Annotated in this window: 23 protein-coding genes; 13 read left to right on the top strand and 10 right to left on the bottom strand. The window is 51.8% G+C overall.

Translation table 11 applies throughout. The features are described from left to right. Positions 1-93 precede the first annotated feature (93 nt). From ACO0LH_RS07090 to ACO0LH_RS07075, 4 genes are all read left to right on the top strand, one after another. The gene (locus tag ACO0LH_RS07090) at positions 94-1,851 is read left to right on the top strand and encodes an allantoate amidohydrolase (protein WP_422940328.1); all 1,758 of its coding nucleotides are present in this window, start codon (positions 94-96) and stop codon (positions 1,849-1,851) included. A gap of 686 nt (positions 1,852-2,537) precedes the next feature. After that, entirely contained in the window at positions 2,538-3,926 is a 1,389-nt protein-coding gene (locus tag ACO0LH_RS07085) for a nucleobase:cation symporter-2 family protein (RefSeq protein WP_422940327.1), read from the top strand. Between the two features lie 22 nt (positions 3,927-3,948). After that, on the top strand, positions 3,949-5,307 hold the full coding sequence (locus ACO0LH_RS07080; RefSeq protein ID WP_422940326.1) for an 8-oxoguanine deaminase: 1,359 nt from the start codon (positions 3,949-3,951) through the stop codon (positions 5,305-5,307). Positions 5,308-5,424: 117 nt separating this feature from the next. Further along, positions 5,425-6,768 carry a hypothetical protein gene (locus ACO0LH_RS07075; RefSeq protein ID WP_422940325.1) on the top strand — a complete coding sequence of 448 codons (1,344 nt, stop codon included), beginning with the start codon at positions 5,425-5,427 and terminating at the stop codon, positions 6,766-6,768. 187 nt (positions 6,769-6,955) lie between these two features. On the opposite strand, the gene ACO0LH_RS07070 is transcribed toward ACO0LH_RS07075, so the two are convergent. Then, positions 6,956-7,789 carry a hypothetical protein gene (locus ACO0LH_RS07070; protein ID WP_422940324.1) on the bottom strand — a complete coding sequence of 278 codons (834 nt, stop codon included), beginning with the start codon at positions 7,787-7,789 and terminating at the stop codon, positions 6,956-6,958. A gap of 337 nt (positions 7,790-8,126) precedes the next feature. Here ACO0LH_RS07070 and ACO0LH_RS07065 point away from each other — a divergent pair, with 337 nt between their 5' ends. Further along, the gene (locus ACO0LH_RS07065; RefSeq protein WP_422940323.1) at positions 8,127-8,918 is read left to right on the top strand and encodes a basic secretory protein-like protein; all 792 of its coding nucleotides are present in this window, start codon (positions 8,127-8,129) and stop codon (positions 8,916-8,918) included. 80 nt (positions 8,919-8,998) lie between these two features. Here the strand turns inward: ACO0LH_RS07065 and ACO0LH_RS07060 are convergent, their stop codons facing one another. The 3 genes from ACO0LH_RS07060 to ACO0LH_RS07050 all read right to left on the bottom strand — a co-directional run bounded on the left by ACO0LH_RS07060 (position 8,999) and on the right by ACO0LH_RS07050 (position 11,183). After that, complete coding sequence (locus ACO0LH_RS07060) at positions 8,999-9,805, bottom strand: LytR/AlgR family response regulator transcription factor (RefSeq protein WP_422940322.1); 807 nt, start codon at positions 9,803-9,805, stop codon at positions 8,999-9,001. Between the two features lie 75 nt (positions 9,806-9,880). Next, the gene (locus tag ACO0LH_RS07055; RefSeq protein ID WP_422940321.1) at positions 9,881-10,765 is read right to left on the bottom strand and encodes a sensor histidine kinase; all 885 of its coding nucleotides are present in this window, start codon (positions 10,763-10,765) and stop codon (positions 9,881-9,883) included. Positions 10,766-10,802: 37 nt separating this feature from the next. After that, positions 10,803-11,183 (bottom strand): hypothetical protein, encoded by a 381-nt coding sequence (locus ACO0LH_RS07050; RefSeq protein ID WP_422940320.1) that lies wholly within the window; start codon positions 11,181-11,183, stop codon positions 10,803-10,805. Positions 11,184-11,442: 259 nt separating this feature from the next. On the opposite strand from ACO0LH_RS07050, the gene ACO0LH_RS07045 reads away from it, so the two are divergent. Continuing rightward, positions 11,443-11,829, top strand: a complete 387-nt coding sequence (locus ACO0LH_RS07045) for a VOC family protein (RefSeq protein ID WP_422940319.1) — start codon at positions 11,443-11,445, stop codon at positions 11,827-11,829. A 35-nt stretch (positions 11,830-11,864) separates the two neighbouring features. On the opposite strand, the gene pyk is transcribed toward ACO0LH_RS07045, so the two are convergent. From pyk to gcl, 5 genes are all read right to left on the bottom strand, one after another. After that, positions 11,865-13,289, bottom strand: coding sequence for a pyruvate kinase (gene pyk, locus ACO0LH_RS07040; RefSeq protein ID WP_422940318.1), 1,425 nt, complete (start codon positions 13,287-13,289; stop codon positions 11,865-11,867). A gap of 84 nt (positions 13,290-13,373) precedes the next feature. After that, on the bottom strand, positions 13,374-14,642 hold the full coding sequence (locus ACO0LH_RS07035) for a glycerate kinase type-2 family protein (protein ID WP_422940317.1): 1,269 nt from the start codon (positions 14,640-14,642) through the stop codon (positions 13,374-13,376). 245 nt (positions 14,643-14,887) lie between these two features. Then, a complete protein-coding gene (gene glxR / locus ACO0LH_RS07030) occupies positions 14,888-15,775 on the bottom strand; it encodes a 2-hydroxy-3-oxopropionate reductase (RefSeq protein WP_422940316.1) in 888 nt (295 codons plus the stop codon). A gap of 242 nt (positions 15,776-16,017) precedes the next feature. Beyond that, positions 16,018-16,797, bottom strand: coding sequence for a hydroxypyruvate isomerase (gene hyi / locus ACO0LH_RS07025; protein WP_422940315.1), 780 nt, complete (start codon positions 16,795-16,797; stop codon positions 16,018-16,020). Between the two features lie 108 nt (positions 16,798-16,905). Further along, positions 16,906-18,681 carry a glyoxylate carboligase gene (gene gcl / locus ACO0LH_RS07020; RefSeq protein ID WP_422940314.1) on the bottom strand — a complete coding sequence of 592 codons (1,776 nt, stop codon included), beginning with the start codon at positions 18,679-18,681 and terminating at the stop codon, positions 16,906-16,908. A gap of 284 nt (positions 18,682-18,965) precedes the next feature. On the opposite strand from gcl, the gene ACO0LH_RS07015 reads away from it, so the two are divergent. From ACO0LH_RS07015 to ACO0LH_RS06995, 5 genes are all read left to right on the top strand, one after another. After that, positions 18,966-19,874 (top strand): LysR family transcriptional regulator, encoded by a 909-nt coding sequence (locus ACO0LH_RS07015; RefSeq protein WP_422940313.1) that lies wholly within the window; start codon positions 18,966-18,968, stop codon positions 19,872-19,874. Positions 19,875-20,029: 155 nt separating this feature from the next. After that, positions 20,030-21,382, top strand: a complete 1,353-nt coding sequence (locus ACO0LH_RS07010; RefSeq protein WP_422940579.1) for an NCS2 family permease — start codon at positions 20,030-20,032, stop codon at positions 21,380-21,382. 214 nt (positions 21,383-21,596) lie between these two features. Beyond that, a complete protein-coding gene (locus ACO0LH_RS07005) occupies positions 21,597-22,199 on the top strand; it encodes an SIS domain-containing protein (protein WP_422940312.1) in 603 nt (200 codons plus the stop codon). Then, entirely contained in the window at positions 22,192-22,665 is a 474-nt protein-coding gene (locus ACO0LH_RS07000; RefSeq protein ID WP_422940311.1) for a GNAT family N-acetyltransferase, read from the top strand. Before ACO0LH_RS07005 ends, ACO0LH_RS07000 begins: the two co-directional genes overlap by 8 nt. 27 nt (positions 22,666-22,692) lie before the next feature. After that, positions 22,693-23,013: a hypothetical protein gene (locus ACO0LH_RS06995; RefSeq protein WP_422940310.1), complete on the top strand. Its 321-nt coding sequence runs from the start codon at positions 22,693-22,695 to the stop codon at positions 23,011-23,013. 66 nt (positions 23,014-23,079) lie between these two features. Here ACO0LH_RS06995 and ACO0LH_RS06990 read toward each other — a convergent pair whose 3' ends face one another. Further along, the gene (locus ACO0LH_RS06990) at positions 23,080-24,003 is read right to left on the bottom strand and encodes a LysR family transcriptional regulator (RefSeq protein ID WP_422940309.1); all 924 of its coding nucleotides are present in this window, start codon (positions 24,001-24,003) and stop codon (positions 23,080-23,082) included. 134 nt (positions 24,004-24,137) lie between these two features. Between ACO0LH_RS06990 and ACO0LH_RS06985 the strand changes: the two genes are divergently transcribed. Together ACO0LH_RS06985 and ACO0LH_RS06980 are read left to right on the top strand one after the other, a co-directional pair. Beyond that, a complete protein-coding gene (locus ACO0LH_RS06985; protein ID WP_422940308.1) occupies positions 24,138-25,082 on the top strand; it encodes an NAD-dependent epimerase/dehydratase family protein in 945 nt (314 codons plus the stop codon). 45 nt (positions 25,083-25,127) lie between these two features. Next, complete coding sequence (locus ACO0LH_RS06980) at positions 25,128-25,559, top strand: PaaI family thioesterase (protein ID WP_422940307.1); 432 nt, start codon at positions 25,128-25,130, stop codon at positions 25,557-25,559. Positions 25,560-25,570: the final 11 nt, after the last annotated feature.

The following is a 25,570-nucleotide window of genomic DNA, read 5'->3' as shown; positions in this document are numbered from 1 at the left end:
CCAGAATTGGGCTTAAGCTTCATCATCATGCCGGGCCAACACCGGTCACATTAATGAATACGTACAAATAACAGGCATAACGCCTGAGCAATTATGACGACAACTCTGGACCACCTGAACCGCTGTAGCCCGCAAGACTTTGTGCATATCCTGCATGGTATCTATGAACATTCACCCTGGATACCTGAACGGGCTGCCGCCAGCCGCCCCTTTGCCAGCATTACGGCACTCAAGCTGGCCTTGCAAACCGTGGTCAGCCAGGCGACAGAGGCAGAACAGCTGGGCCTGATCCGTGCCCACCCCGAGCTGGCAGGCAAGGCCGCCATCGCAGGAGAATTGACGGCAGAATCAACAGGTGAACAGGCCAAGGCAGGCCTGACCAATTGCAGCCCTGAAGAATTCGCAATACTGCACAAGCTCAATGCCGACTACAACAGCAAGTTTGGTTTCCCCTTCATCCTCGCCGTCAAAGGGCCGGATGGCAAGGGCTTTACGCGGGAAACCATCATCGCCACCTTCCAGCGCCGCTTCAAAAACCAGCGTGCAGACGAGCTGGCAGAATGCCTGCGCCAGATAGGCCGCATTGCTGAACTGCGTCTGAATGACTTGCTCGAACACACCCTGCAATTTGGTAACACCATCATGCAATGGTCAGAAACCCTGGCCGCCTGGAGCGATGATGAAGATGGCCTGACTTGTGCCTACATGACACCCGCGCACCAAAAAACCGCAGAGCAACTGGCCACCTGGATGCGTGAAGCGGGCATGCATGTGCATATCGACGCAGTCGGCAATGTCGTTGGCCGCTACCTGTCTGATGCGACCGATGTCAAGACCCTGCTGACCGGCTCCCACTATGACACTGTTTGCAATGGCGGCAAATACGATGGCCGTGAAGGCATCCTGCTACCCATTGCCATCGTCAAGCACTTGAACGAGAAAAATGAAAAACTGCCTTTCAATTTCGAGATCATCGGCTTTGCTGAAGAAGAAGGCGTGCGTTTCAAAAGCACTTTCCTGGGCAGTAACGCCGTCATAGGCCAGTTTGACCTGGCATTGCTGGACAAAACAGATGCAGACGGCATCAGCATGCGTGAGGCACTGGCTGCTGCGGGACATGATGTCAAACAAATCCCGGCCATAGCGCGTGACCCTGCACAAATCCTGGGCTATGTAGAAGTGCATATAGAACAGGGCCCGGTCTTGCTGGGGCGTGACCTGCCGGTCGGCATCGTCACTTCCATCGCTGGCAGTTGTCGCTATCAGGTGCAACTCAAAGGGGTTGCCAGCCATGCTGGCACCACACCCATGAGCATGCGCAAGGATGCTGCCGCTGCCGCCGCAGAAATCATCTTGTATGTAGAACAGCGCTGCACCAATGGCACATCCCTGGTAGGGACAGTGGGTCAGTTACAGGTGCCACATGGTTCGGTCAACGTCATACCTGGCTCTTGCAATCTGTCATTGGATATCCGTGCCGCTGACGATGTCACCCGCGATGCTGCGGTGAATGACATCCTGGCAAAGATAGAAGCCATCTGCCAGCACCGCAATATTGAAGTGAATGTGGTCAAAGCTGTATCCGCCCCGGCAGCTCCTTGCGCTCCATGGCTGATGCAGCAACTGGCAGCAGCCACGCAAAGAGCAGGTTTACCAGCCTTTGAATTGCCATCAGGTGCAGGCCATGATGCCATGGCGATAGCCAAGATGACCGATGTCGCCATGCTGTTCACCCGCTGCGGCAACGGCGGCATCAGCCACAACCCACTGGAAACCATGAGCGCCGACGACGCAGAAGTCTCGGCACAAATCATGCTCGATTTTTTAAGAAACTTTAAGGAAAAATCTTAAGACCGAAAAGATCACCACAGAGACACGGAGGAAGGAAAGACTTCTTGCAAGAAGTCTTCGTTCCGCAGGCATGCGGCATGCCGCATGCCGCATGAATTCCCTGCTACACCACAGAGAAAAGCATGAGAAAACCTTATTCTGTTTTGTTTTCCCTCTGTGCCCTCTGTGCCCCCTCTGTGTCTGTGTTGAGAGGTTTTTCTGTACCCGTTTTACCAGGATTTCTGGCGCCACTTTCAGTATTGCCTGTTTCAGCTTCGCAATGAAGGCCTGATGCAGAACCAGGACTGAGCTTGAGCCTGCTGCCATGTTTTCGCTTGATAACGCTGCATGGTTTGAGGCGACGCAAGAATATGCTTTCACCGGCATTTTTTTACGACGCAGATCAATCCTGACGAGATGTCTTTTTCCAGTTTGTGGAGGATGTATCTCGTCAGGCAGCAGTAAAAAGCGCAGTCGGACACTATGTTTCGGCTGTATTTGTAGCCGCTTTTCCTGACGATACCATCGTCAGGAGGGCAAACCAGGAGTCTTGCACATGATGCATTTCCCCCTCATCCCGATTACCAGTCGCTTAATTTTTTAGCAGCTCAGTATGTGCATTTCCAGCCATCACTGACAAAAAATTCCGTCAGAGAATCCAGCAGTGATGTGTCAAAAAAACCAAACCATCAAGCAAGGAAGAGACGATGCAAACAGCGATACACCCGGTAGATGAAAAGCTACCAGCAGCAAAATTATTCACTCTGGGCATACAGCACGTGCTGGTGATGTATGCCGGGGCGATAGCCGTGCCTCTCATCATCGGCGGCGCATTACATTTACCCAAGGACCAGATCGCTTTCCTCATCAACGCCGATTTATTCTGTTGCGGCCTGGTGACCCTGATACAGGCCCTGGGTATCTGGAAGTTTGGCATACGCATGCCTGTCATGATGGGGGTCACTTTTGCAGCAGTAGGCCCCATGGTGGCAATGGCGGGCAACCCCAGCCTGGGCATACTCAGCATTTATGGGGCGGTGATTGCCTCCGGTATTTTTGGTCTCATCATTACGCCCTTCATGAGCCGGGCCGTCAGGTTTTTCCCACCTGTCGTTACCGGCACCATCATCACCGTCATCGGCATTACCCTCATGCGTGTCGGCATCAACTGGGCAGCGGGCGGGCAGCCGATGATCTTTGATGCGGCAAGCAAATCCATGCAGCCCAATCCCAATTATGGTGCACCTGAAAACCTGGCGATTGCCTTTTTTGTGCTGGTCTCCATCATGCTCATGACACGTTATTTGCGCGGTTTCGTGGGTAATATCTCGGTCTTGCTGGGCATGGTGCTGGGCTTTGTGGTTTCGCTGGTCTTGGGCAAGGTCAGTTTTGATGGTCTGGGTGAGGCGGGCTGGTTTGCCTTCATCATGCCCTTCCAGTATGGCATGCCGACTTTTGACCTGGGTGCCATCATAGGCATGTGCCTGGTCATGATAGTCACGATGGTGGAATCGACAGGCATGTTCCTCGCCCTGTCTGAGCTCACAGGCAAGCGCATCAGCAATGAAGAACTGGCAAATGGCCTGCGGGCTGACAGCCTGGGCACGGTCATCGGTGGTGTCTTCAATACTTTTCCCTACACCTCGTTTTCACAAAACATCGGCCTGGTTGGTGTCACTGGTGTGCGCAGCCGTTATGTCTGTGCAGCTGCGGGTGTGATATTGGTGGTATTTGGCATGTTCCCCAAAATGGCGCATGTGGCGGCATCGATACCTGTGTATGTACTCGGTGGTGCAGGCATAGTCATGTTTGGCATGGTGGCCGCCACCGGTATCAAGATACTCGGCAATGCGGGTCTCAATCACCAGCGTCATAACCTGTTCATTGTTGCCGTCAGCATAGGTGCAGGCATGATCCCTCTGGTGGCACCGCAGTTCTTCTCGCACTTGCCGCACTGGCTGGGCACGATAGTCGATAGCGGCATTTTGCTGGCCACCATCGCGGCGGTGACGCTCAATCTGTTTTTCAACGGTCAGGGTGCTGAGTCGGAAGCCAAGGCATTTGCCATGGCTGCGGCTCACAGCTCCGACCATTAATTTATCTGTTATTTTATTTGCTATGACCAGCTTACTTATCAAAAATGCCCGCGTCGTCGTCACCATGGACGACACGCGCCGTGAAATCAGCAATGGTGCGGTATACATCATCGACAATATCATCGCGCAGGTGGGGTCAAGTGCAGACCTGCCGCAAACTGCCGATGAAGTCATTGATGCGACTGATCATGTCGTCATGCCCGGCCTCATCAATACCCATCACCATATGTACCAAAGCCTGACGCGCGTCATACCTGCGGCGCAAAATGGTGAGCTGTTCAACTGGCTGACTAATCTCTACCCTATCTGGGCCAACCTGACACCAGAAATGGTGCAGGTATCGACCCAGGCCGCCATGGCAGAGCTGATACTGTCAGGCTGCACCACCAGCAGCGACCATCTCTACATCTACCCGAATGGCTGCCAGCTTGATCACAGCCTGCAGGCAGCGCAAGAGATAGGCATGCGCTTTCATGCGGCGCGTGGTTCCATGAGTGTAGGCCAGTCAAAAGGTGGCCTGCCACCAGACCGTGTGGTGGAAGACGAGGCCAGCATACTGCGCGATACTCAGCGCCTGATAGAGACTTATCACGACAGTAGCCGTCACGCCATGCAACGCATCGTCGTTGCACCCTGCTCACCATTTTCTGTCTCACGCGACCTTATGCGTGAATCAGCAACACTGGCGCGCAGCTATGGCGTATCACTGCATACCCACCTGGCAGAAAATGCCAATGACATCGCCTACAGCCGCGAGAAATTCAATATGACCCCGGCAGAATATGCCGAAGACTGCGGCTGGGTAGGTCATGATGTCTGGCATGCCCACTGTGTGCAGTTGGACGATGACGGCATCTACATGTTCGCCCGCACAGGCACCGGCATTGCCCATTGTCCCTGCTCGAATATGCGCCTGGCGTCTGGCATTGCACCGATACGCAAGATGCTCGATGCCGGTATCAGTGTCGGCCTCGGTGTCGATGGCTGTGCTTCGAATGATTCCGGTCATATGCTGGGCGAAGTCAGGCAAGCCATGCTCTTGCAACGCGTGGGCTTTGGCCCCGATGCCATGACAGCCAGGCAGGCGCTGGAAGTAGCGACTCTCGGTGGCGCCAAGGTACTCAACCGCGATGACATAGGCGCACTCAAACCCGGCATGTCGGCAGACATTGTCATGTTCAACCTGAAGCAGATAGGCTATGCCGGGGCCTGGCATGACCCGGTGGCGGCGCTGGTCTTTTGCACACCTTCAGATGTGGCATACAGCATTATCAATGGGCGTGTCGTGGTGCGTGATGGACAAATCACATCCATAGATTTACCAGTAGTGATGGAAAGACATAATCATCTGGCTCATCAACTGGCTGAGGCAGCACGTTGAGCTGATCTTGCTCTCTCCAGGTGCTGACGCAGTATGAAAACTACTGCTGTCAGCATCAATTTTCGTGTATCCAGAACTTGCTGGTATGCTTGAGTCATTGACTTTAATAACTCATGCATGAAAAAACAGATTCCATTAAATCCAGTTGAAATCGTACAACTGAAAAAGCAGTTTTTTCATTCTCTGAACCTGGGAACAGGTAAAGCGATGCTGCTCTTGAAAGCACAACCGCAAATAAATTTCTCAGTGCAGATACTCGCTGCCACCGTCAATAATCTCGCGTATGACAGGCAATGCGAAGGCAGCAGGGCCGTATATCTATACAAGCTGATCAGGCGCTCACTGCAAAAAGATGCGCTAATTCGTACCATCATTAAAAAATTCAGTACAAAAAAAAGTAACGACTATGGAATGGATCAGCTAAGCGATCTCGTTCTGTATTTCCATCAGGATGGTATTGCAGGGGCCAAAGAGGCTTTGATAAACAGATTTGAAAAATCTTTCAGCAATGGCTATGAGCTTTATGCGAGAGATGTGCTGCTGAAAATCGAAGGCATGGCAGGTCTGATCAGAGCGGCTAAAAAAGTGGGGCAACTTCCAGAACATCAAAGAGCCGATTACGAAGATCGTTGGCGTGTCGATGATTTTCAAAAAATGAACAAGTCTGTCGATGTTTATGCAGAACTGGCCAAGGCCGCTGACGCAAATCCAGCGATCAAAAATTACCTTGATCTGATCTTGTCTGCCAAACCCAGAAAAAAATACAGGCGTAGTAAAACTATTCCTTATACAGTGGCAGAAATTGAAGAGCTGGTTGATGAAGCAAGTCGCTTTCCCCGCTTTTGGGAATCTCACATTTCAGGGATGATGCAGGCAGATATAGAACAAGTTGCCAGGAATTTTCTTGCCGAAAAAGACAGCGTCAGAAAGCATAAATATCTGCCTTTCTTTTATCAAACGAAATTCCCGTTTGATTACGAAGTTCTTCTGGGAATGGCAAGTGGCAGGAATGAGAAGAAAAATCGCAAGATAATGCATGCAGTGAATGCCCTCAGTCATTTCAAAGGCGATGATATCCGCGCACTTGCACTTAAAAAACTCTCCAGCGAAAAAACACCATGGGATTACCTGGGACTGTTGATCAACAATTATCAGACTGGTGATGACAAAATCCTTCTTGAGATCATACAACGTTCGGATGATTTTCATCATATTCATGATCTGGTAGCAGGCATGATTGATATCTTTGACGCCAATCCTGATTCTGAATGCAAAGCACCGCTGGAAGCCATGTATTACGGCATGAACTGTGCAATGCATAGATGGAACGTGATAGATCTGTTGAATAGAAATGGAGTCCTGTCCGAGGCAATACTGGAAGAACTTGCTTACGATAGTGATGAAGATTTACGAAAGTTATCCCGTGAAATTAAGCGCTCAAGAAAAAATAAACTCGTATGAAAACGAGTTTTATTGAGCAAATACTTTTTCTTTACTTTCGCTTGTGTATCTCTCAATGAAAATAATGGCTGCCAGATGACCGCGTAAAGTGCTTGTCAAATAGCCATTTTGCACATCAACTGGCCGAGGTGGCCAGTCAGGTAACAGTTTCAAACAGACTTAGATGGTATTGGGCGAGCTGTGGATATTAAAAAATAATTGCCGCCCGCAAGGCCACTCTTTCTTGTTCGGTAAAATCCAGTACCGTCAATTTTTCATCAAGCAAAATAACGTGAGCCGTGCCAGGTACTTCTACGCCAAGAGCGGTATCACCCTGCGGACTGAGGAATAGTGGTACATCTTTTTTCCGCAAAATGTTATGCCCTTTCTTTTTCACACCATCAATATGCGTTTCAAAACTGACATTGCGCTCGTTTTGTATGTTCTTGATATTTGCCAATACCGGTTGCAAATTCAACTTGTCACTGATCGTCCGGCCAAAGCGATAAGACTTCCAGGCTGAGTAGACTCCACCTATGGACAGTATGCCAAACATCAGCGTGAAGCCTGCCATCATCACGATGCGGTTCGTCAGGTGATCAAGCGCGACGGTGGTAGTGATCATGCTGGGGTCTTTGCCGTAGCGCACTGCGTCTGTTGTGGTTGGCGGATCGAAGCTGACAAACCAGATATTGTGGTGAACTTCCTTAATGGCACGGTCTTCTGGATTGACCTTATACCTGATCTGCATATCACAATCGACAAAGACAAATTTACGTGTCTTGCATGAACCGTGAATCTCTGTCTGGGTATCAATGACCGGGTCTTTGGAGACCTTGTAGTCATACAGCAGATCAGGGGTGACAAAATATACGATTACGATCGTTAAAATACCCATAATGGCAGCAAGCATGACGGCCATGGAAACACTCTGCTTGCCTGTCGCCAGTATTTTCATGCGGCGCTTTGGAAACGCGCCTGCGATCTGTGCAAATGAACTAGCTGGTTGCCGGTATGCGGCTTGCGCGTGTATCGCAGACATGATGTGGTTTTCCCCAGGGTTGATGGCAAGAGTTTTATTTGAGTTCTATCAGCTGGGTAAGAGTATTGTCGAAGTCAAATTGACAAGGGGGTACTATTGCAAATTTTTACAATTTGCCAATACTTTTTTACTTGGGAGAAATGAAATCCAGGCTTTTTTGTGGTGTTGCCTGGGTATGGGAGAGGCAAGTAAATACAGGAATCTGTTTTTCTTTTGTAGCAAACTGATACAAGGCCCCGCTTTTACCGGTGACGGGATACAAGTAAAATCAGGTGCAATATCTCACTTGCAGCAATTGGGTTCAGCTTGCTGACCAGATCAAAAAATACCTTTTAAAATGAAAAACCGCTTTGTCCATCGCTTTATTTTTTGTTTCGCTTTGATTTTAAGTTTTTTCATTACTTTGCCAGCCCTGGCAGATGAAGCGCCAGCTAAGCCCGTTACCGAAGCAGAATTCAAGCCCACGCCAGAAATCATGGCGCAGATGCAGCAATCCCAGCAATTACTGAGTGAGTGGTATCCACGCATTAACAGCATCTTGTATGGCGATGAGCATGCGCTACCTTATGAGAATATCAAGATCGTACTCATGCCTGGTTTTGCAGTGGGTATGGAAAATGTTATCGCCTATGCCAGTGGCAATACCATCTATGTTGCCGCTGACAAAGCGAATGCCATGACAGATAGTTTCCAGGCGATGATGATTCATGAACTGACCCATATCAATCAGCATTACCCCGCTTCCACACAGACGGCGGTTTGGGTGATGGAAGGCATTGCCGATTACGTACGTCATAAATATTTTGAGAAGGACATCAGTGCGACACTGAAGATGAATTCAGATGCACAACTGATGGGTTACCAGTCTGATGCCCCCTATTTTTATTTGCTGGAACAACAGAAAATCAGCTTGCTTAATCAGGGTTATCTTAGGGCTTATACCGTCGCATCCACCTTCTTTTACTGGCTTGAAACACGCAGGGATAAGGACATCGTACGCAAGCTGAACCTTGCCTTGAGCAAAGGCGAATATACGCCAGCTTTGTTTGCACAGTATTGTGGCGCACCGCTGGATGAAGTGTGGCAAGACTTCATCAATGAATCCAGAAACGCAAGCACCGTAAAGTAAAGGTCTGGACATTTGTAGGGCAAGCTGACGCAGCCTGGCTCGGTTTACGTGGAACGCAATCTGCGCCATGACAATTTGCATTACATCTGCTGGAACAAATGCGTATGGTTGCGGCTGACTTCCAGCTTTTCAGCATGTCCTTTCAATGCCACCAGTTGTCGGCCGCGAAAATCGCGACTGACTTCGGCAATCGCGGCCACCCGCACCAGCGTAGAACGATGGATGCGCCAGAATTCTTTCGGATCGAGTTCGTCTTCCAGTTCTTTCAGGGATTTGCGTATCAGGAATTCAGCCTGCTCGGTCTGTACCAGTGTGTATTTTTCATCGGAACGGAAAAACAAGACTTCTTTCGTGCTGATCATGCGCAAGCTTGCACCGACGCTAGCCTGTATCCAGCGCAGATATTCGCGATTCTGACTTTGCTGATGCTGCATCAACTGATTTAATAACTGTTCGACTTGCGCCGACTGATTTGTCGATGACGCCACTGATGAACTGGCCTTTGCCTGTTCAGCCTGCTTTGCCAGTCTTTCTTTCAGACGCACACAGGTGGCGCTCAGCCTTTCTACTTCTACCGGTTTTAATAGATAATCCATGGCACCACGCTCGAATGCCTGTATCGCATACTCATCATAGGCTGTCACAAAAACGATCAGTGCCTGTTTCGCCAGAATGCTGGCTGCCTCAATGCCATTCTTGCCCGGCATGCGTATATCCAGAAAAATGATGTCAGGCTTATCGGCCTCTGCCTGCTCGATGGCAGCGATGCCGTTTGCGGCTTCTGCAATAATGGATAATTCTGGCCATGCCTGTTTCAGGCGCGCGCGCAATTGTTCGCGCATGGGGGTCTCGTCATCAACGATCATGGCAGTAACTTGTGCTGGCATAACTTGTCTTTCTTTTTTTGAGTTTTTAGACGGTTTTAGATGTTTTATTGAAGCAGATTAAATCCAGATTTGATATCAGGGCTTTGTGCCCAGAGGCACGAAGATGCTGACTTGTGCACCACCGGCTGGCGGCGCTTCTATTACCAGCTGTGCCTTGTTACCGTATAGTACTTTCAGGCGTTCACGTATATTGCTTAAACCGATGCCATCATCGGCATTCATGTTAAATCCCATACCGTTATCACTGACCTCTACCTGCAACTGATCAGCAATTTTTCTGGCGATGACCTTGATATGCCCGCCAGCCGTTTTTGGCTCCAGTCCGTGTTTGATGGAATTTTCCACCAAGGTCTGTATCATCATTGACGGAAAAGTATAGTGCTCAAGCTCAGACGCCAGCTCTATGTGATAGCTTAAACGTTCCTGCATGCGTGCCTGCATGATGTTCAGATAAGCGCGCGACATTTCCATCTGCTGCCCCAGCTTGCCACCGCCCGGTTGACGTATTTGTGGCAGGGCAGAACGCAGGTATTTGATGAGGTGGCCATGTACCAGTGCAGCCTGTGAGGGATCAGTTTCTATGAGCTGACCTATCAGGGCCAGGGTATTGAACAGAAAGTGCGGCTCTATCTGCGCCTGCAAGGCTGCCATCTCGGCTTCCAGCAATCTTCTTTCCAGTGCTTCTACATCTGCCCGCGTTGCTGCTGCACTGGCTGCGATTTCGGCGCGGCGCTTGCCACCAGCCAGGCTCTTGATCATCAAGGATGAAAAGACCAGCGGCGGCATCACATTACCCATGCCCAGCGCACCGCCTATGGCCATCGCAATCAAGGAAACGATGACCAGGTTAGTCCACGACACGACAGCCAGCCAGTCAAAAAACTTCCACCAGATTTCAGTGGCGGCTTCCTTGGCATCCATGAGGATGTCAAGCACCTGATTGTCGTTGCGGTCTTTCATACCAATTTCCTCTACGTCCCTTACCTGATGGGCTGCCTCAATGTGTTGTGAGAGTTTGTTCTTCTTTGTTACCGAATAATTTCACAATGACAGAGACGAATACTAAACCTTTTGCCAGCGACGACAAATGAATCAGGCCTCCTGTCATCAAAGTCAGCAAGGAAACCAACAGTATTTTCTTCCACGATGCCTGCATGATCCAGTCATGTGCTTGCTGGCCCACATAAGCCATGGCATCAGCAAGGTTTTTAACGAAATCGAGTACAGGGTTGTGTGTAGTCTGTTTCATGTTTTCATTTCCTTCAGGTTGTGTGTGGTCAATCACTACTAACTGGTTTTCTGCTGGATGATTGTCTATCGGTGTATTCATTTTTAACCCCTTGCCGGTTGGTTGAAACTTTGCTTTGTCTGCATCCATGGCTGCAAGATATCAGGGGGCAGAGTGAGGTGAAAGAGAACTGCGACTAATTGCGTGATGACGGGGACAGGTGGCAACTGGGCGGTATGAATGGAAAGCCTGGGAAGTATGCCGGCGTACGAACAGGGTCATTGCGGGGAAATTCAGGCTATCAGGCAAAAAAACAGGGTTTTTTAACCAATATCAGTTTTCAATATGCAAAAGATAAGATCAGTATTTTTTTGATATCCTGTGCATCTATACAAACAATGGGGGCAATATGCATAAAAGTAGATTGGCAGGTCTGGTCATTGATTGCCAGGTCGACGATATAGCTCCTGCAACAACTTTCTGGGCCCAGGCTTTGGGATATGCGGCAGTTGCCTCAGAGGCAGAATGGGCCGAGACTTATGCCTATCTCGATGTACCTGATACAGATCCGAAACTCCTGTTGCAAAAGGTTGATCATCCCAGCCGTATTCATATGGATATAGAAACCGACAATATCCAGGAAGAAGTAAATCGCCTGGAGAAATTGGGTGCAAAAATCTTCAAGGTCATGGAACGCTGGACGGTCATGGAGGCACCAACCGGACACCGGTTTTGTGTTGTCAATCCCCAGCGTCCCGATTTTCATACTGCCAGCGATGTCAATGTCTGGGCTTGAGGTCAGGATTAGGTCAGGATTAGGTCAGGATTAGGTCAGGGCTGCGGCCAGATCTCGGCTATCCGTAATAAATTGGTCGACCCCGGCTGACCAAAAGGTACGCCGGCAGTAATCGCGATTTGTTCACCGACTTGTGCCAGGCCTTCCTGCCAGGCGGTGCGGCAGGCGATGGCGACCAGTATGTCTTCGTTGGGTACGACATCGCTGACGCTGGAATGCACGCCCCAGACCAGTGCCAGACGGCGGGCGGTATGTATCTTGGGGGTGATGCTGAGTATCGGTGCCATTGGCCTTTCGCGCGCCGCGCGCAGACTGGTGTGGCCGGAAGTGGTGTAGGTGACGGTAGCCACCGCCCCAACGATTTGCGTGACGGACCGCAGGGCCGCACAGATGGCATCGCCTTTGTTATTTTGTGGTGTTTCATGCTGGGCAGCGATCATGTTTTTATACAGGGGGTCGCGTTCTACTTCGCAGATGATGCGGTCCATGATCTCAACAGCGGCTACAGGGTAGGCACCGCTGGCTGATTCTGCCGACAGCATGACTGCATCGGCACCATCATAAATGGCGCTGGCGACATCAGATGCTTCGGCACGGGTGGGCACGGGTGCCACTATCATGGATTCCAGCATCTGCGTAGCAATGACGATGGGTTTGCCATGGCTGCGGCAAACGCGCAAGATGCGTTTTTGCACACCGGGTACGCGTTCTGGTGGCAATTCCACACCCAGGTCACCACGTGCCACCATGATGGCGTCGGATACGGCGATAATTTCTTCCAGCCTGTCGAGTGCGGCTGGTTTTTCCAGCTTCGCCAACACGCCTGCGCGCCCTGCCACCATGGCTTTGGCTTCTTCCACGTCTTCCGGCCTTTGTACAAAAGACAGGGCTATCCAGTCTGCGCCCATATTTAGCGCAAACTCCAGGTCACGTTTATCTTTCTCCGTCAATGCCGGTATAGGTAACACGGCATCGGGCACATTCACCCCTTTACGATCGGATAAAGTACCACCTGTGATGACGCGGGTGCGTATGCTGTGGGCATTACTGTCCATGACTTGAAGGCGCAACTTGCCATCGTCAAGCAACAGGGATTGTCCGGCGGTGATGACGGCAAATAATTCAGGATGAGGCAGGCAAACGCGTTTTACATCGCCTGGCGTATTATCGCTATCGAGTACAAATTCCTGCCCGGCTGTGAGTATCACCCGGCCCGCACCGAACTGTCCTACCCGCAGCTTGGGGCCTTGCAAGTCTGCCAGGATGGCGATAGGTCGTCCCAGTTCTGCCTCGATTTCACGCACGATATGGCAGCGCAACTGGTGGTCAGCATGGCTGCCGTGACTGAAGTTGAAGCGGAATACATCGGCACCGGCTTCAAATAATGCCTTGATCATTTCTTTGCTATTGCTGGCAGGGCCCAGGGTGGCGACAATTTTGGCTTTGCGGCTGCGGTTCATGGCTTGCTTTCATTTGTTGAAGACGACAGCCGTCCCGGCGCGCTGCACCGTATTCCTGCTGTCATTGAATGTTTGAGTGGTGTCTTACAAGATCAGGATGGCGCGGAAATCGTTGACGTTGGTACGCGTAGGGCCGCTGACGACGAGGTCATCGAGCGCGCTGAAAAATCCATAGCCATCATTATTTTCCAGCAGGCTGCGCGCGCGTAGCTGTTTTGCTGCTGCACGTGCTATTGAATCTGATCCATACAGCGCCCCGGCATTATCTTCCGAGCCGTCTATGCCGTCAGTATCACAGGCGATGGCGTAGATATCTGCGTGACCATCGAGTGCGACTGCCAGGCTCAGCAAAAATTCTGCATTGCGGCCCCCGCGCCCTGTGCCGCGCACAGTGACGGTGGTTTCACCGCCAGAAATCAGTACGCAGGGTCTCTGGAATGGCTGGCCATGTTTGGCGACCTGCTTTGCCATTGCTGCATGTACCAGGGCGACATCTCGGGCTTCACCTTCTATGCCATCCGACAAGATATACGGTGTGATACCAGTCGCACGCGCCGTGGCTGCGGCGGCTTCCAGTGCTTCCTGTGCCGTAGCAATCACATGATGGCTGTGACCTGCAAAACGCGCATCATCCGGTTTGGGTGTTTCACCCTTGCCGCTTTCCAGATGCTGCAATATCTCTGCGGGAATAGCGATATCGTATTTGCGTAAGATCGCCAGTGTCTCTGCACAAGTCGTGGCATCGGGTAGGGTGGGGCCGCTGGCGATGATGCCGGGTTCATCACCTGGTACGTCTGATATCAGCAGGGTCACCACGCGTGCCGGGGCACAAGCCAATGCCAGGCGGCCTCCCTTGATAGCCGACAGATGCTTGCGCACGCAATTCATTTCTGAAATTGCTGCACCGCTTTTCAACAAGGCCTTGTTGATCGCCTGTTTCTGTTCGAGACTGATACCATCTGCAGGCAGGGCCAGCAGAGCTGAGCCACCGCCAGAGATCAGGCAAAGTACCAGGTCATCCTTGCTCAGCCCTTGCACCATGTTCAGTATGCGGGCTGCAGCCTGCTTGCCTGCTTCATCAGGTACAGGGTGGGCGGCTTCGACCACTTCTATCTTGCGGCAATCCGCCCCGTGGCCGTAGCGGGTGACGACCAGGCCTGAGAGTTCACCCTGCCAATGATCTTCCACCACCTTGGCCATGGCTGCTGCGCCTTTACCGGCACCGATGACCAATGTTCTGCCTTTTGCTGGTGGTACTGGCAAAAAGGCAGGCAGGCATTTCTCTGCGCTGACCGCGGCGACGGCGCTGGTGTAGAGGTCGAGCAAGAACTGGCGTGGGGCTAGGGTGGTCATGTCAGGGCTTTCGTGAAAACTTTTTGTTGCTTCGTTACTTGGGCCGGGCCTCGTAGGTTGGGCTACGTTTCATCAGCCCAACACTTGGCGGCTCAATGACGTACGTGTCAATTACAGGTCCAGTGTTGGGCTGGTAAACCGTAGCCCAACCTACAAGAATATTTCAAAATCTAGTATGCCTTCAAACCGCATAGCACCAGGTGAATTTTTTTCGTGCATCCACTACTGTTGAAGGCTAACTAATATCAAGCCTTGGCAATCTCATGATTCGACATGATCTCTATCGCCCGGCACAGAGCCGAGTGATCGAGACCGCGCATGCCGTTCGCTGAACAGGCATTCATCAATTCCTGCACCGCCGCGGTATTTGGCAAAGATACCCCTAAAGCTTTCGCCCCCTGCAAAGCCAGGTTCAAGTCTTTTTGATGCAGTTCTATCCTGAAGCCAGGGTTGAAAGTGCGTTTGACCATGCGCTCGCCATGCACTTCCAGTATGCGTGATGCAGCAAAGCCGCCCATCAGTGCTTGTCTGACCCTGGCCGGATCGGCACCGGCTTTCGATGCAAACAGCAGGGCTTCAGCCACGGCCTGTATGTTCAGCGCAACGATGATCTGGTTGGCGACCTTGGTGGTCTGGCCATCACCATTGCCACCGACCAGGGTGATGTTCTTGCCCATCAGTTCGAACAGGGGTTTGACTTTGTCAAAGGCAGCTTCCGGGCCACCGACCATGATGGTCAGGCTTGCCGCCTTGGCACCGACTTCACCACCAGACACTGGCGCATCGAGGTAGTCGCATTTCAGGGCATTGATTTTCTTGGCAAAGTCTTTGGTGGCAATCGGTGAGATGGAACTCATGTCCACCACGATCTTGTCAGCTTCGAGGCCAGCAGCAACACCGTTTTCGCCAAACAACGCAGCTTCCACATGCGGTGTATCTGGCACCATGATGATGATGATGTCCGCCCGCTTGGCGACTTCTTCACCGGATGTACAAACGGTTGCACCGCGCTCTATCAATTCAAACGGCGGGTTCTTGATGTCGTGCAAATACAGCTTGTGCCCACCTGCCTGCAAATGCCCGGCCATAGGTGCGCCCATGATACCCAAACCTATAAATCCAATTTTAGCCATGATAGTTCCTGATAAAGTTAATAGTTTGCTTAAGACCTCTCAACACAGAGACACAGAGACACAGAGAAAGGCAGGAGAAAAACAAATTTTTCCTAAGTCACGTATATCAACAAGATTCCTCTCTTTGCTTTTCCTCTGTGGTGTAGCAGGGGATTCGAGTGGCATGCCACTCGCCTGCGTAACGAAGACTCTTGCAAGAAGTCTTTCCTTCCTCTGTCCCTCTGTGGTTAATGGTCTTTCTCTTAGAGTCCGTGCGATTTAATCCAGCCCAGTCCAGCCACAGTGCCGTTCTGCGGTTTGTATTCACAACCCACCCAGCCCTGATAACCCATGTCGTCCAGTGCGGCGAAGATGGTGTGATAATTGATTTCACCTGTGCCCGGCTCAAAGCGGCCAGGGTTGTCGGCCAGTTGGATATGTTTGATCAGAGCCAGATTATTCTTGATGGTATTGATCAGTTCACCTTCCATGCGTTGCATGTGATAGATGTCGTATTGGACGAAGATATTGTCTGAACCTGTGGCGCGTATCAAATTCAGTGCCTGCTGCGTGCCGGATAAAAAGAAACCGGGTATGTCGTAGGTATTGATGGCTTCGATGAGCAGGCTGATATTTGCGGCCTTCAGTTTGTCAGCCGCATGGCGCAGATTGCTGACCAGGGTTTGCTCTGCTTCTTGTGCACTGATGTTCGCCGGGCGTATGCCGACCAGGCAATTGACTTGTGTGACATTCAAGGCTTTTGCATAAGCGATGGCAACATCTACGCCCTGGCGAAATTCATCAACACGGTCAGGATGGCAGGCGATACCGCGTTCTCCTGCCTCCCAGTTACCTGCAGGCAGGTTGTGCAACACCAGTTGCAGCTTATTTTCCTGCAGTTTTGCTGCGATCTGTTTTACTTCAAATGCATAGGGGAATAAAAATTCCACAGCCTTGAAACCTGCCTGCGCGGCAGCGGCAAAGCGGTCGAGGAATGCATGCTCGGTAAACAGCATGCTGAGATTGGCGGCCAGTCTGGTCATCGCATATCCTTGTAAATGAGTGACCGTAAGCCTCCCGCAGTCAGGCTACGGGAGTTCACGGGGTGCCGGACGGGGAGGTCCGGCACCTGAAAATTTTTCGCTAATTGTTTAGTCGAGCAAAGCTATCGCTGTCGGTGCATGACCATCTTCCGTCGCCAGCTCTTCAAATTCATTGATATTGCTGATCTCGGTACCCATGGCGATATTGGTCACGCGTTCCAGTATGATTTCAACGACAACGGGCACGCGGAACTCTTGCATCCAGCGCTGGGCCTGGGCAAAGGCATCTGCAATCGCACTGGGTTCCGTCACACGTATGGCTTTGCAACCCAGGCCCTCGACTACAGCGATGTGGTCGACCCCATAGCCATTCAGCTCTGGCGCATTGATGTTTTCAAAAGCCAGTTGCACGCAATAATCCATGTCAAAGCCACGTTGCGACTGACGTATCAAACCGAGGTAAGAATTGTTGACGACCACATGCAGATAAGGCAGCTTGAATTGCGCGCCGACGGCCAGTTCTTCTATCATGAACTGGAAATCATAATCACCGGAGATGGCAACCACCTGGCGTTGCGGGTCAGCCGCGCAGACACCGAGTGCTGCCGGTATGGTCCAGCCCAGCGGGCCAGCCTGGCCGCAGTTGATCCAGTGACGCGGGTAATACACATGCAGGAATTGCGCAGCGGCGATTTGCGACAGACCTATGGTGCTGACATAGCAGGTTTCGCGGCCAAAGGCCTTGTTCATTTCTTCATAGACGCGCTGTGGCTTCACCGGCACATTGTCAAAATGCGTGCGGCGCAGCATCGTGCGTTTGCGTTGCTGGCAATCTGCTAACCAGGCAGAGCGGTCTTTGAGTTTACCTGCGGCTTTCCATTCTTTGGCGACTTCGATGAACAATTTTAATGCCGCGCCGGCATCAGAGACGATGCCAAAATCAGGGCCAAACACACGGCCAATTTGTGTGGGTTCTATATCGATGTGGACAAATTTGCGGTCCTTGGTAAACACATCAATGGAACCAGTATGGCGATTCGCCCAGCGATTGCCTATGCCCAACGCAAAGTCAGATGCCAGCATGGTGGCATTGCCATAACGGTGGCCGGTTTGCAGGCCGACCATGCCTACCATCAGCGGGTGGTCATCTGCTATTGCGCCCCAGGCCATCAGGGTAGGTATGACAGGCACGCCAGTCAGTTCGGCAAATTCCACCAGCAAGGCTGAGGCATTGGCATTGACGATGCCGCCACCAGCGGTGATCAGCGGGCGCTCTGCATCATTGAGCATGGCGAGCGCTTTTTCTATCTGAGCGCGTGTGGCCTTAGGCTTATAAACTTCCAGCGGTTGATAGGTATCCGGGTCAAATTCTATCTCGGCCATCTGCACATCAAATGGCAGGTCAATCAGTACCGGGCCGGGGCGGCCAGAACGCATGATATGAAAAGCTTGCTGGAATACCATGGGCACCAGAGCCGGTTCACGCACCGTTACCGCCCACTTGGTGACAGGCTTGGCGATGGATTCTATATCCACCGCCTGGAAGTCTTCCTTGTACAACCTTGCCCTGGGTGCCTGGCCAGTAATACAGAGTATGGGTATGGAATCTGCCTGGGCAGAATACAAGCCGGTAATCATATCCGTACCTGCCGGGCCGGAAGTGCCTATGCAGACGCCGATGTTGCCAGCCTGGGCGCGGGTATAGCCTTCGGCCATGTGGGAAGCGCCCTCAACATGGCGCGCCAGTATGTGTTTGATGGTACCTTGCTTCTTCAAAGCCGCATAAAACGGGTTGATCGCCGCACCCGGCACCCCAAAAGCCTGATGCACACCTTCTTTTTCCAACACATAAGCCGCCGCCTGCGCCGCCGTCATCTTTGCCATTTTGTTCTCCAGTTTTGCTATTAGTCGTGTGTATATAGATCTTGAAACACATGCTAAAGGCAAAATGGATGGCTGATAAGACGACAAATTCTCGTCTTATTCAATACAAAAAGTATGGAATAATGGGCTTCTCAAAGATTTTCTCTGTGTTAACTCTGTGCCTCAGTGGTGTAGCAAGGAATTCGAGTGGCATGCTACTCGCTTGCGAAACGAAGACTTCTTGCAAGAAGTCTTTCCCTCCTCTGTGGTGAGAGGTTTTCATGCCAAATTCACATGGATAAACCATGGACAAACTCACCCAAATCGAAGCCTTCGTCGATGTCGTAGAAAAAGGCAGCCTGGCCCGTGCCGCGCTGGGCCAGAACATCACCCCGGTCATGCTGGGCCGCCGCATTGATGCGTTGGAAAAACGCCTGGGCGTGAAGCTCATGCACCGCAGCACCCGCCACCTGACCCTGACAGAACAGGGCACCGTCTATCTTGATCATTGCCGCAAATTGCTGGCCGACCTGGGTTATGCCGATCAACTGGTGTCTGAAGGGCGGCACAAGGCTACCGGTCACCTCATCGTCTCAGCCCCCGCCGCATTCGGTCGCAAGCATGTGGCACCGCATGCGCCGCAATTCGTCAAGGCCAATCCTGCCGTGCAGATTTCCTTCAACCTGACTGACAGGGTGGTCGATCTGATACGTGAGGGTTATGACCTGGGCATACGCATAGGCGGCAATATCGATCCCAATTTCGTCGCGGTCAAGCTGGCCAGTAACCGTCGTGTGGTCTGTGGTACGCCAGCTTATTTTGAGCGACATGGCATACCGCGCACGCTAGAAGACCTGGCCCAGCACAATTGCCTGGCCTTCAACTTGCAGGGCGGTCAACAGCGCGGCTGGTATTTCCAGCAAAACGGCAAGCCTGTGACGATCAAGGTGGCTGGCAATCTGGATTGCAATGATGGTGAATTGCTACACCGCTGGGCTTGCGAAGACCTGGGCCTGGCCTGGCGTTCTTCGTGGGAAATACAGGCGCAACTGATCTCGGGTGAATTGATTACCGTGCTCGATGACTATGCCTTGCCGCAATACGACATCATTGCTGTGTACCCGCAACAACGGCATTTACCTGTGAAGACGCGATTTTTTATCGATGCCCTGAAGGCTATCTACGCACAGCCGGATTATTGGTTAAAAAACTAAGACAAGTGCTGCACATATTCAAATTCAAATAGCATCTATAGATATTCTTCAGCTTTGATATGGAAATATTTAGGATATCGTCCTTTCACAAATTCTAATTATGTTCAATTGGTATATCCAAAATTGAGGAGACAAACGTGTTAACTTCCGAGCAAATTCCGGCTGCTAAAGATGCACCCAGGCCTGCCAGTGGCAGCCCTCAGCAGCTTTCCTTTCTCGACAGATTTTTCAAGTTAAGAGAAAACGGTACGGATGTCCGTACAGAACTATTGGCAGGGTTAACCACTTTCCTGACCATGGCGTATATCATTTTTGTCAATCCCTCTATCCTGGGGGACGCTGGCATGCCCAAGGATTCCGTCTTTGTCGCGACCTGTGTGGCAGCCGCAATCGGTACCATGATCATGGGCCTGTATGCCAACTATCCCATGGCGCTGGCTCCGGGCATGGGTTTGAATGCTTACTTTACCTATGCCGTTGTCAAGGGCATGGGCATACCGTGGCAGGCAGCGCTCGGTGCGGTATTCATATCAGGCTGTCTGTTTGTGGCTGTCAGTGTGTTCCGCCTGCGCGAGATGATCGTCAATGGGATACCGCGTTCCATACGCACCGCCATTACGGTGGGTATAGGTTTGTTCCTGGGGCTGATCGCACTGAAAAATTCAGGTATTGTGGTTGCCAATCCTGCCACCATGGTGGGTATTGGTGACTTGCACAAGCCGCAGCCCATTTTGGCTATACTGGGTTTCTTCCTTATCGTGGCGCTGGACCGTTACCGTATCAAAGGCTCCATTCTGATTGGCATCCTGAGTGTAACAGTGCTGAGTTTTTTCTTTGCCGGCAATACCTTCCACGGTGTCGTGTCCATGCCGCCTTCGCTCGATCCTACATTCTTCAAGCTGGATATCATGGGTGCGCTGTCTGTCGGTATCCTGAATGTCGTGCTGGTATTTTTTCTGGTGGAATTGTTTGACGCGACAGGTACGCTGATGGGCGTTGCCAGCCGTGCCGGTTTGCTGGTCAACGGCAAAATGGAAAGACTGAACAAGGCACTGCTGGCGGACAGTACGGCCATCGTCGCAGGTTCTTTTTTGGGTACTTCCAGTACGACAGCTTACATAGAAAGCGCGGCTGGTGTGGAAGCCGGGGGCCGTACAGGGTTGACAGCCGTGGCTGTTGGCCTGCTGTTCCTGGCCTGTTTGTTCATTGCGCCGCTGGCTAGCGTCGTGCCATTCTGTGCTACCGCTCCGGCGCTGTTTTATGTGTCTTGCCTGATGTTGCGTGAACTGGTTGAAATCGACTGGACAGACACCACAGAAAGCGTTCCGGCCGCCATCACCGCTTTGCTGATGCCCTTTACTTATTCGATTGCAACCGGTGTGGCATTTGGTTTTATTGCATTTGCCGTCCTGAAATTGTTGAGCGGACGTGCCAAAGAAGTCAAGATCATCGTCTGGGCGATAGCGGCAGTCTTCCTGTTCAAATTCATTTATCTGGGCGCTGGCTAGTCCGTCTGTTTAATCGCTCTCTGTCACAAAGGCTGCGCAAGAAATTGCGCAGCCTTTTTGTTTGTCACTCTGTACATGCCAAGGTACGCAGGGGCCACCGTCGGTGCTGAATTTGCTGCACTTTTCCAAAGCTATGGCAGAATCATCATTGAAACTGCTCTTTTACCTATGATTTCATCTCCATCAGCAAGCAGAACCCATTATTAGCGACACCATGACAGAAAACAGTTTGAAGCAACACATAACAGGCAGCCTGACTGAAGGACGCACTGCACTCGACAATTTGCTCAGCAATGACGCCGCACTGGCAAGCGTGGAAGCCGCCGCCCGGTTATTGATTGATGTCTACAGGAAGCAAGGGCATGTGTATGCCTGTGGTAACGGCGGTTCCATGTGCGACGCCATGCATTTTGCTGAAGAACTGACAGGCCGTTATCGCAAGGACAGGCCACCTTTGCCTGCCATGGCGATCAGTGATGTGGGACATATGACCTGTGTCAGCAATGACCTGGGTTATGAACAGGTATTTTCGCGCTTCGTCGAAGCGCATGGCCGGCACGGAGATTGTCTGCTGGCACTGAGTACCAGCGGCACCAGCAAGAATATCATCCGTGCAGCGCAGGCAGCAAAGGCCAGGGGCATGCAAGTCATTCTGCTCAGTGGCAGACGCAGCGATGCACTGGAAAACCTGAGTGATGTCTACATCTGCACTCCGGCAGGGCAATTTGCCGACCGTGTGCAGGAACTGCATATCAAGGTCTTGCATATCCTGATTGAGCTGGTGGAAAGAGAATTTTTTCCCGAAAATTATGCCTGAGAAATTGCAGTACATCATACGAAAAGCCGCACCTGCTGATAACCCGCAGATACGCAATATAGTCAGCGCATCCCTCGCTGATTTTGGTATCACGGTAGAATTTTCTGGTCTCGATGCAGCAATTGCATCGGCGGGTCTGGCTGGTAGCAGCAATGCCATCGAGCTGGTGGCTGAAGTCAACGGTGAGATTGCCGCTTGCCTGGCAGTAGAACGTCTTGATACGCAGCAGGGCAAACTGTTTGGTTTTCATGTGAACCCGCTTTTTCGTGGTCGCGGCCTAGGGCGGCAGTTGTTATTGCAATGCATGGAAATTGCCAGACAGCGTGGATTCTTGATCTTGCACCTGCATACCTGGGATACCATGCAAAGCGCTATCCATTTGTATGAATCGACAGGCTGGTTGCAGGCAGAAAATCCACCACCAGAATCAGGCGCAAACCGTGCCTATATGTTGAAACTCATATGAAAATACCTATCCAGAAAGATAGAGAGCATGAGCAATGCGCTTGCAGAATATGAAAAACTGGTTCTCGTCTTTGCTGGAAAAGAGGGTATCAGTACAGGCCAGATGTTTGGCAAACTTTGCCTGAAAGTGAATGGCAAGGCATTCATCGCGCAGCATAAAGAAACAGTCGTGTTCAAGTTATCTGCTGAGCCGCATGCCAAGGCCATGGCGTTGGCGGATGCGCAGTTGTGGGACCCGTCTGGTAAAGGGCGCCCCATGAAAGAATGGGTGGCATTGCCAGCGACCCATGCCAAAAAATTTGCAGTCCTGGCAAATGCGGCAATGGACTACGTGCTGTCGCTTGAATAAACCACCATGAGTAAAAAATCATCCTGAGCCTGGTTACCGGATGTTGTTTGTCAATGCAGGCGTTTTTTAGAAACGGTGCTGTAGCAAAGCATCGGCCAGAAAATCAAATACCGTACGTATGCGCTTGCTTGATTTCAATTCCCGGTGCGTAGTCAGCCATACCGGCAGGTTGGGCAGAGCCTGGTCGACCAATACCTGTTGCAACTGGCTATGTCTGCCTGCCAGCCATTGCATGGCTATACCTATGCCCAGCCCCTGCAATATCGCTTGCCAGTTGACCAGATGGTTATCGCAGCGAAAATCAAAGAAGCTGCGGTCTATCTGTATGCCCGCAGCGCGGAAACCGGCGATAAACTGGTCAGACTGGTCCATGCCCAGCCAGCGGTAATGCGGCAATTGCAGCGTAGCAGCCGTCAAGTCGGTAGTGGGGAAGGGTGGCAATCGCGCCAGGTAGGATTGATGCGCGTACATGCCTATCGGCCAGTCCAGCAAATGCCTGGCGATCAGCGCGCTTTGTGTGGGTCTGACCATGCGGATGGCGATATCGGCCTCTCGTTCCAGCAAATTGCTGACCTGGTTGCTGGCGACGACTTCAATCTGGATTTCCGGGTGTAATTGCGCCAGCTCGCACAATATCGCAGGCAGCACAAAAGCCGACACCATTTCACTGGCAGTGATACGTACAGTGCCTTTCAGCTCATGATCTTGCGTTGCCGCGGCTATGCCCAGCGAACGTGCAGCCGCCATCATGTGTCGTGCGGGTTCCACCAGGTTTTCACCGGCTGCGGTCAGTTTCAGGCCACGGGCAACCCGTTCAAAAAGGGCGCTGCCCAGTGCCTTTTCCAGTTCAGCAATCTGACGCGACAGGGTAGGCTGGCTCAGGCCCAGCATCTCCGCTGCCCGTGTTAATGAACCCTGTTCTACGACCGCGACAAAGCCGCGTATCAGGTTCCAGTCGGTCTGGCCGGGGTCGAATGGTGTATTGGACATATTTATCACTACGCTATATCTATTCAAATTTGAATACAACCTATGTTTGCATGTCGATTGTAAATACTTCTGCCTCACTTGAAAATGGCTGTCAGCTTTACTTTTTCCGACAGTCTCTTTTTTGAAAGAACATGATGAACCTGACATCAAACTTGACGCGCCCGAGAGGCAACACCGTGCTGGTAATGGGCGCCAGAGGGCGCTTTGGCAAGGCAGCCGTGCATGCTTTTGCTGCGGCTGGCTGGCATGTCATTGCCCAGGCGCGGTCTGCGCAGGACGAGCTGCATCTGCCGCAGGTAGTGACCCTGCAATGCGATGCGCTTGATACGGCACGTATATTGGCCGCAGTGCCTGAAGTGGACGTGATCGTGAATGCCGTCAACCCAGACTATGCCCGCTGGGATAGCCTGTTACCACCGGCAACTGCTGCCGTCATCACACTTGCCAAAGCCACGGGTGCCTTGTTGATGGTGCCCGGCAATGTATATAACTTTGGTGCCGGCTTGCCTGCCGTGTTGCATGAAGACGCCCCCTTTGTTGCCAATACGCCCAAGGCGGCACAACGCATAGCGATGGAACAATCGATGGCCGATGCTGCAGCTGAAGGCGTGCGCAGTGTAGTCATACGCGCTGGTGACTTCATCGGCGGCACTGGCACCTGGCTGGATATGGCAATTACCAAGTCTGTCAACAAAGGCGTGGTGACCCATATGGGCCCCAATGATTTGGCGCATGCCTGGGCGTACTTGCCTGATCTGGCCAAAGTGTTTGTGCGTGTTGCAGAACAACGCAGTCAGTTGGCCGCGTTTGAAGTCATGCATTATCCCGGCATCACCGCCACTGGTCAGCAAGTGCACGCAGCACTGGAAGAATTGAGTGGCCGTACATTGAAAGCCAAAGCCATGCCCTGGCTGATGATGCAGGGCATAGCCCTGTTTTCACCCTTGTTGAAAGCAGTCATGCAGATGCGCTATCTGTGGCAACGCCCGCACCAGTTGACCGGGCGCAAGCTGGAAAACCTGATCGGCAAGTTACCTGCCAGCAGCTTGCATGAGGCATTGCGCGCTTACGTGAAATGAGGGTTTATACTGCCTGTCCTTTACCTTCCTATTGATGATGCGTTGATGAACATGGATAAGCAGAATATTTTCTGGCAGATACAGGATGGTGCTTTGCCAGCGCCGCCAGCCGCAGTGACCCTGGGTATGCGCTTTACCGCCATTGATGCAGATGCGGGTACCCTGGAAACGCAATTCCAGGCGAAACCGGAATTCACCAACCCGGCTGGCAATATCCAGGGCGGCTTTCTGGCAGCCATGCTGGACGACACCATGGGGCCAGCCCTGGCTGCCACTTTGGCTGCGGCCGAATTTGCCCCGACCCTGAATTTGAACGTGTCGTTCCAGCGGACTGCCAAAGTGGGTGTGATTACTGGCAAGGGGCGTGTCATCAAGCAGGGCAGGGATATCTGTTTTCTCGAGGGTGAACTGTACCAGGACGGGCATTTGATTGCCTCGGCGACAGCTACTGCAATGATACGTCGTCTGACGGTATAAGCAAATCGGGC

Origin of the sequence: Undibacterium sp. TJN19 (assembly GCF_049339485.1) — a bacterium.
In the GTDB taxonomy this organism is placed as follows: Bacteria; Pseudomonadota; Gammaproteobacteria; order Burkholderiales; family Burkholderiaceae_D; genus Undibacterium.
Note: the sequence above shows the minus strand (reverse complement) of the source record. Positions and strands in the feature narration are given on the sequence as shown.

Excerpts from the sequence above, each read along its gene's own strand:
- ACO0LH_RS07080 (WP_422940326.1), top strand. The coding sequence starts at position 3,949 with ATGACCAGCTTACTTATCAAAAATGCCCGCGTCGTCGTCACCATGGAC.
- ACO0LH_RS07075 (WP_422940325.1), top strand. The coding sequence starts at position 5,425 with ATGAAAAAACAGATTCCATTAAATCCAGTTGAAATCGTACAACTGAAA.
- pyk (WP_422940318.1), bottom strand. The coding sequence starts at position 13,289 with ATGAACCGCAGCCGCAAAGCCAAAATTGTCGCCACCCTGGGCCCTGCC.
- ACO0LH_RS07000 (WP_422940311.1), top strand. The coding sequence starts at position 22,192 with ATGCCTGAGAAATTGCAGTACATCATACGAAAAGCCGCACCTGCTGAT.
- ACO0LH_RS07005 (WP_422940312.1), top strand. The coding sequence starts at position 21,597 with ATGACAGAAAACAGTTTGAAGCAACACATAACAGGCAGCCTGACTGAA.
- gcl (WP_422940314.1), bottom strand. The coding sequence starts at position 18,681 with ATGGCAAAGATGACGGCGGCGCAGGCGGCGGCTTATGTGTTGGAAAAA.
- ACO0LH_RS06985 (WP_422940308.1), top strand. The coding sequence starts at position 24,138 with ATGAACCTGACATCAAACTTGACGCGCCCGAGAGGCAACACCGTGCTG.
- ACO0LH_RS06995 (WP_422940310.1), top strand. The coding sequence starts at position 22,693 with ATGAGCAATGCGCTTGCAGAATATGAAAAACTGGTTCTCGTCTTTGCT.
- ACO0LH_RS07055 (WP_422940321.1), bottom strand. The coding sequence starts at position 10,765 with ATGAAAGACCGCAACGACAATCAGGTGCTTGACATCCTCATGGATGCC.
- ACO0LH_RS07035 (WP_422940317.1), bottom strand. The coding sequence starts at position 14,642 with ATGACCACCCTAGCCCCACGCCAGTTCTTGCTCGACCTCTACACCAGC.
- ACO0LH_RS07015 (WP_422940313.1), top strand. The coding sequence starts at position 18,966 with ATGGACAAACTCACCCAAATCGAAGCCTTCGTCGATGTCGTAGAAAAA.
- ACO0LH_RS07085 (WP_422940327.1), top strand. The coding sequence starts at position 2,538 with ATGCAAACAGCGATACACCCGGTAGATGAAAAGCTACCAGCAGCAAAA.
- ACO0LH_RS07065 (WP_422940323.1), top strand. The coding sequence starts at position 8,127 with ATGAAAAACCGCTTTGTCCATCGCTTTATTTTTTGTTTCGCTTTGATT.
- ACO0LH_RS07090 (WP_422940328.1), top strand. The coding sequence starts at position 94 with ATGACGACAACTCTGGACCACCTGAACCGCTGTAGCCCGCAAGACTTT.
- ACO0LH_RS06990 (WP_422940309.1), bottom strand. The coding sequence starts at position 24,003 with ATGTCCAATACACCATTCGACCCCGGCCAGACCGACTGGAACCTGATA.
- ACO0LH_RS06980 (WP_422940307.1), top strand. The coding sequence starts at position 25,128 with ATGAACATGGATAAGCAGAATATTTTCTGGCAGATACAGGATGGTGCT.
- ACO0LH_RS07045 (WP_422940319.1), top strand. The coding sequence starts at position 11,443 with ATGCATAAAAGTAGATTGGCAGGTCTGGTCATTGATTGCCAGGTCGAC.
- ACO0LH_RS07060 (WP_422940322.1), bottom strand. The coding sequence starts at position 9,805 with ATGCCAGCACAAGTTACTGCCATGATCGTTGATGACGAGACCCCCATG.
- glxR (WP_422940316.1), bottom strand. The coding sequence starts at position 15,775 with ATGGCTAAAATTGGATTTATAGGTTTGGGTATCATGGGCGCACCTATG.
- ACO0LH_RS07050 (WP_422940320.1), bottom strand. The coding sequence starts at position 11,183 with ATGGATGCAGACAAAGCAAAGTTTCAACCAACCGGCAAGGGGTTAAAA.
- hyi (WP_422940315.1), bottom strand. The coding sequence starts at position 16,797 with ATGACCAGACTGGCCGCCAATCTCAGCATGCTGTTTACCGAGCATGCA.
- ACO0LH_RS07070 (WP_422940324.1), bottom strand. The coding sequence starts at position 7,789 with ATGTCTGCGATACACGCGCAAGCCGCATACCGGCAACCAGCTAGTTCA.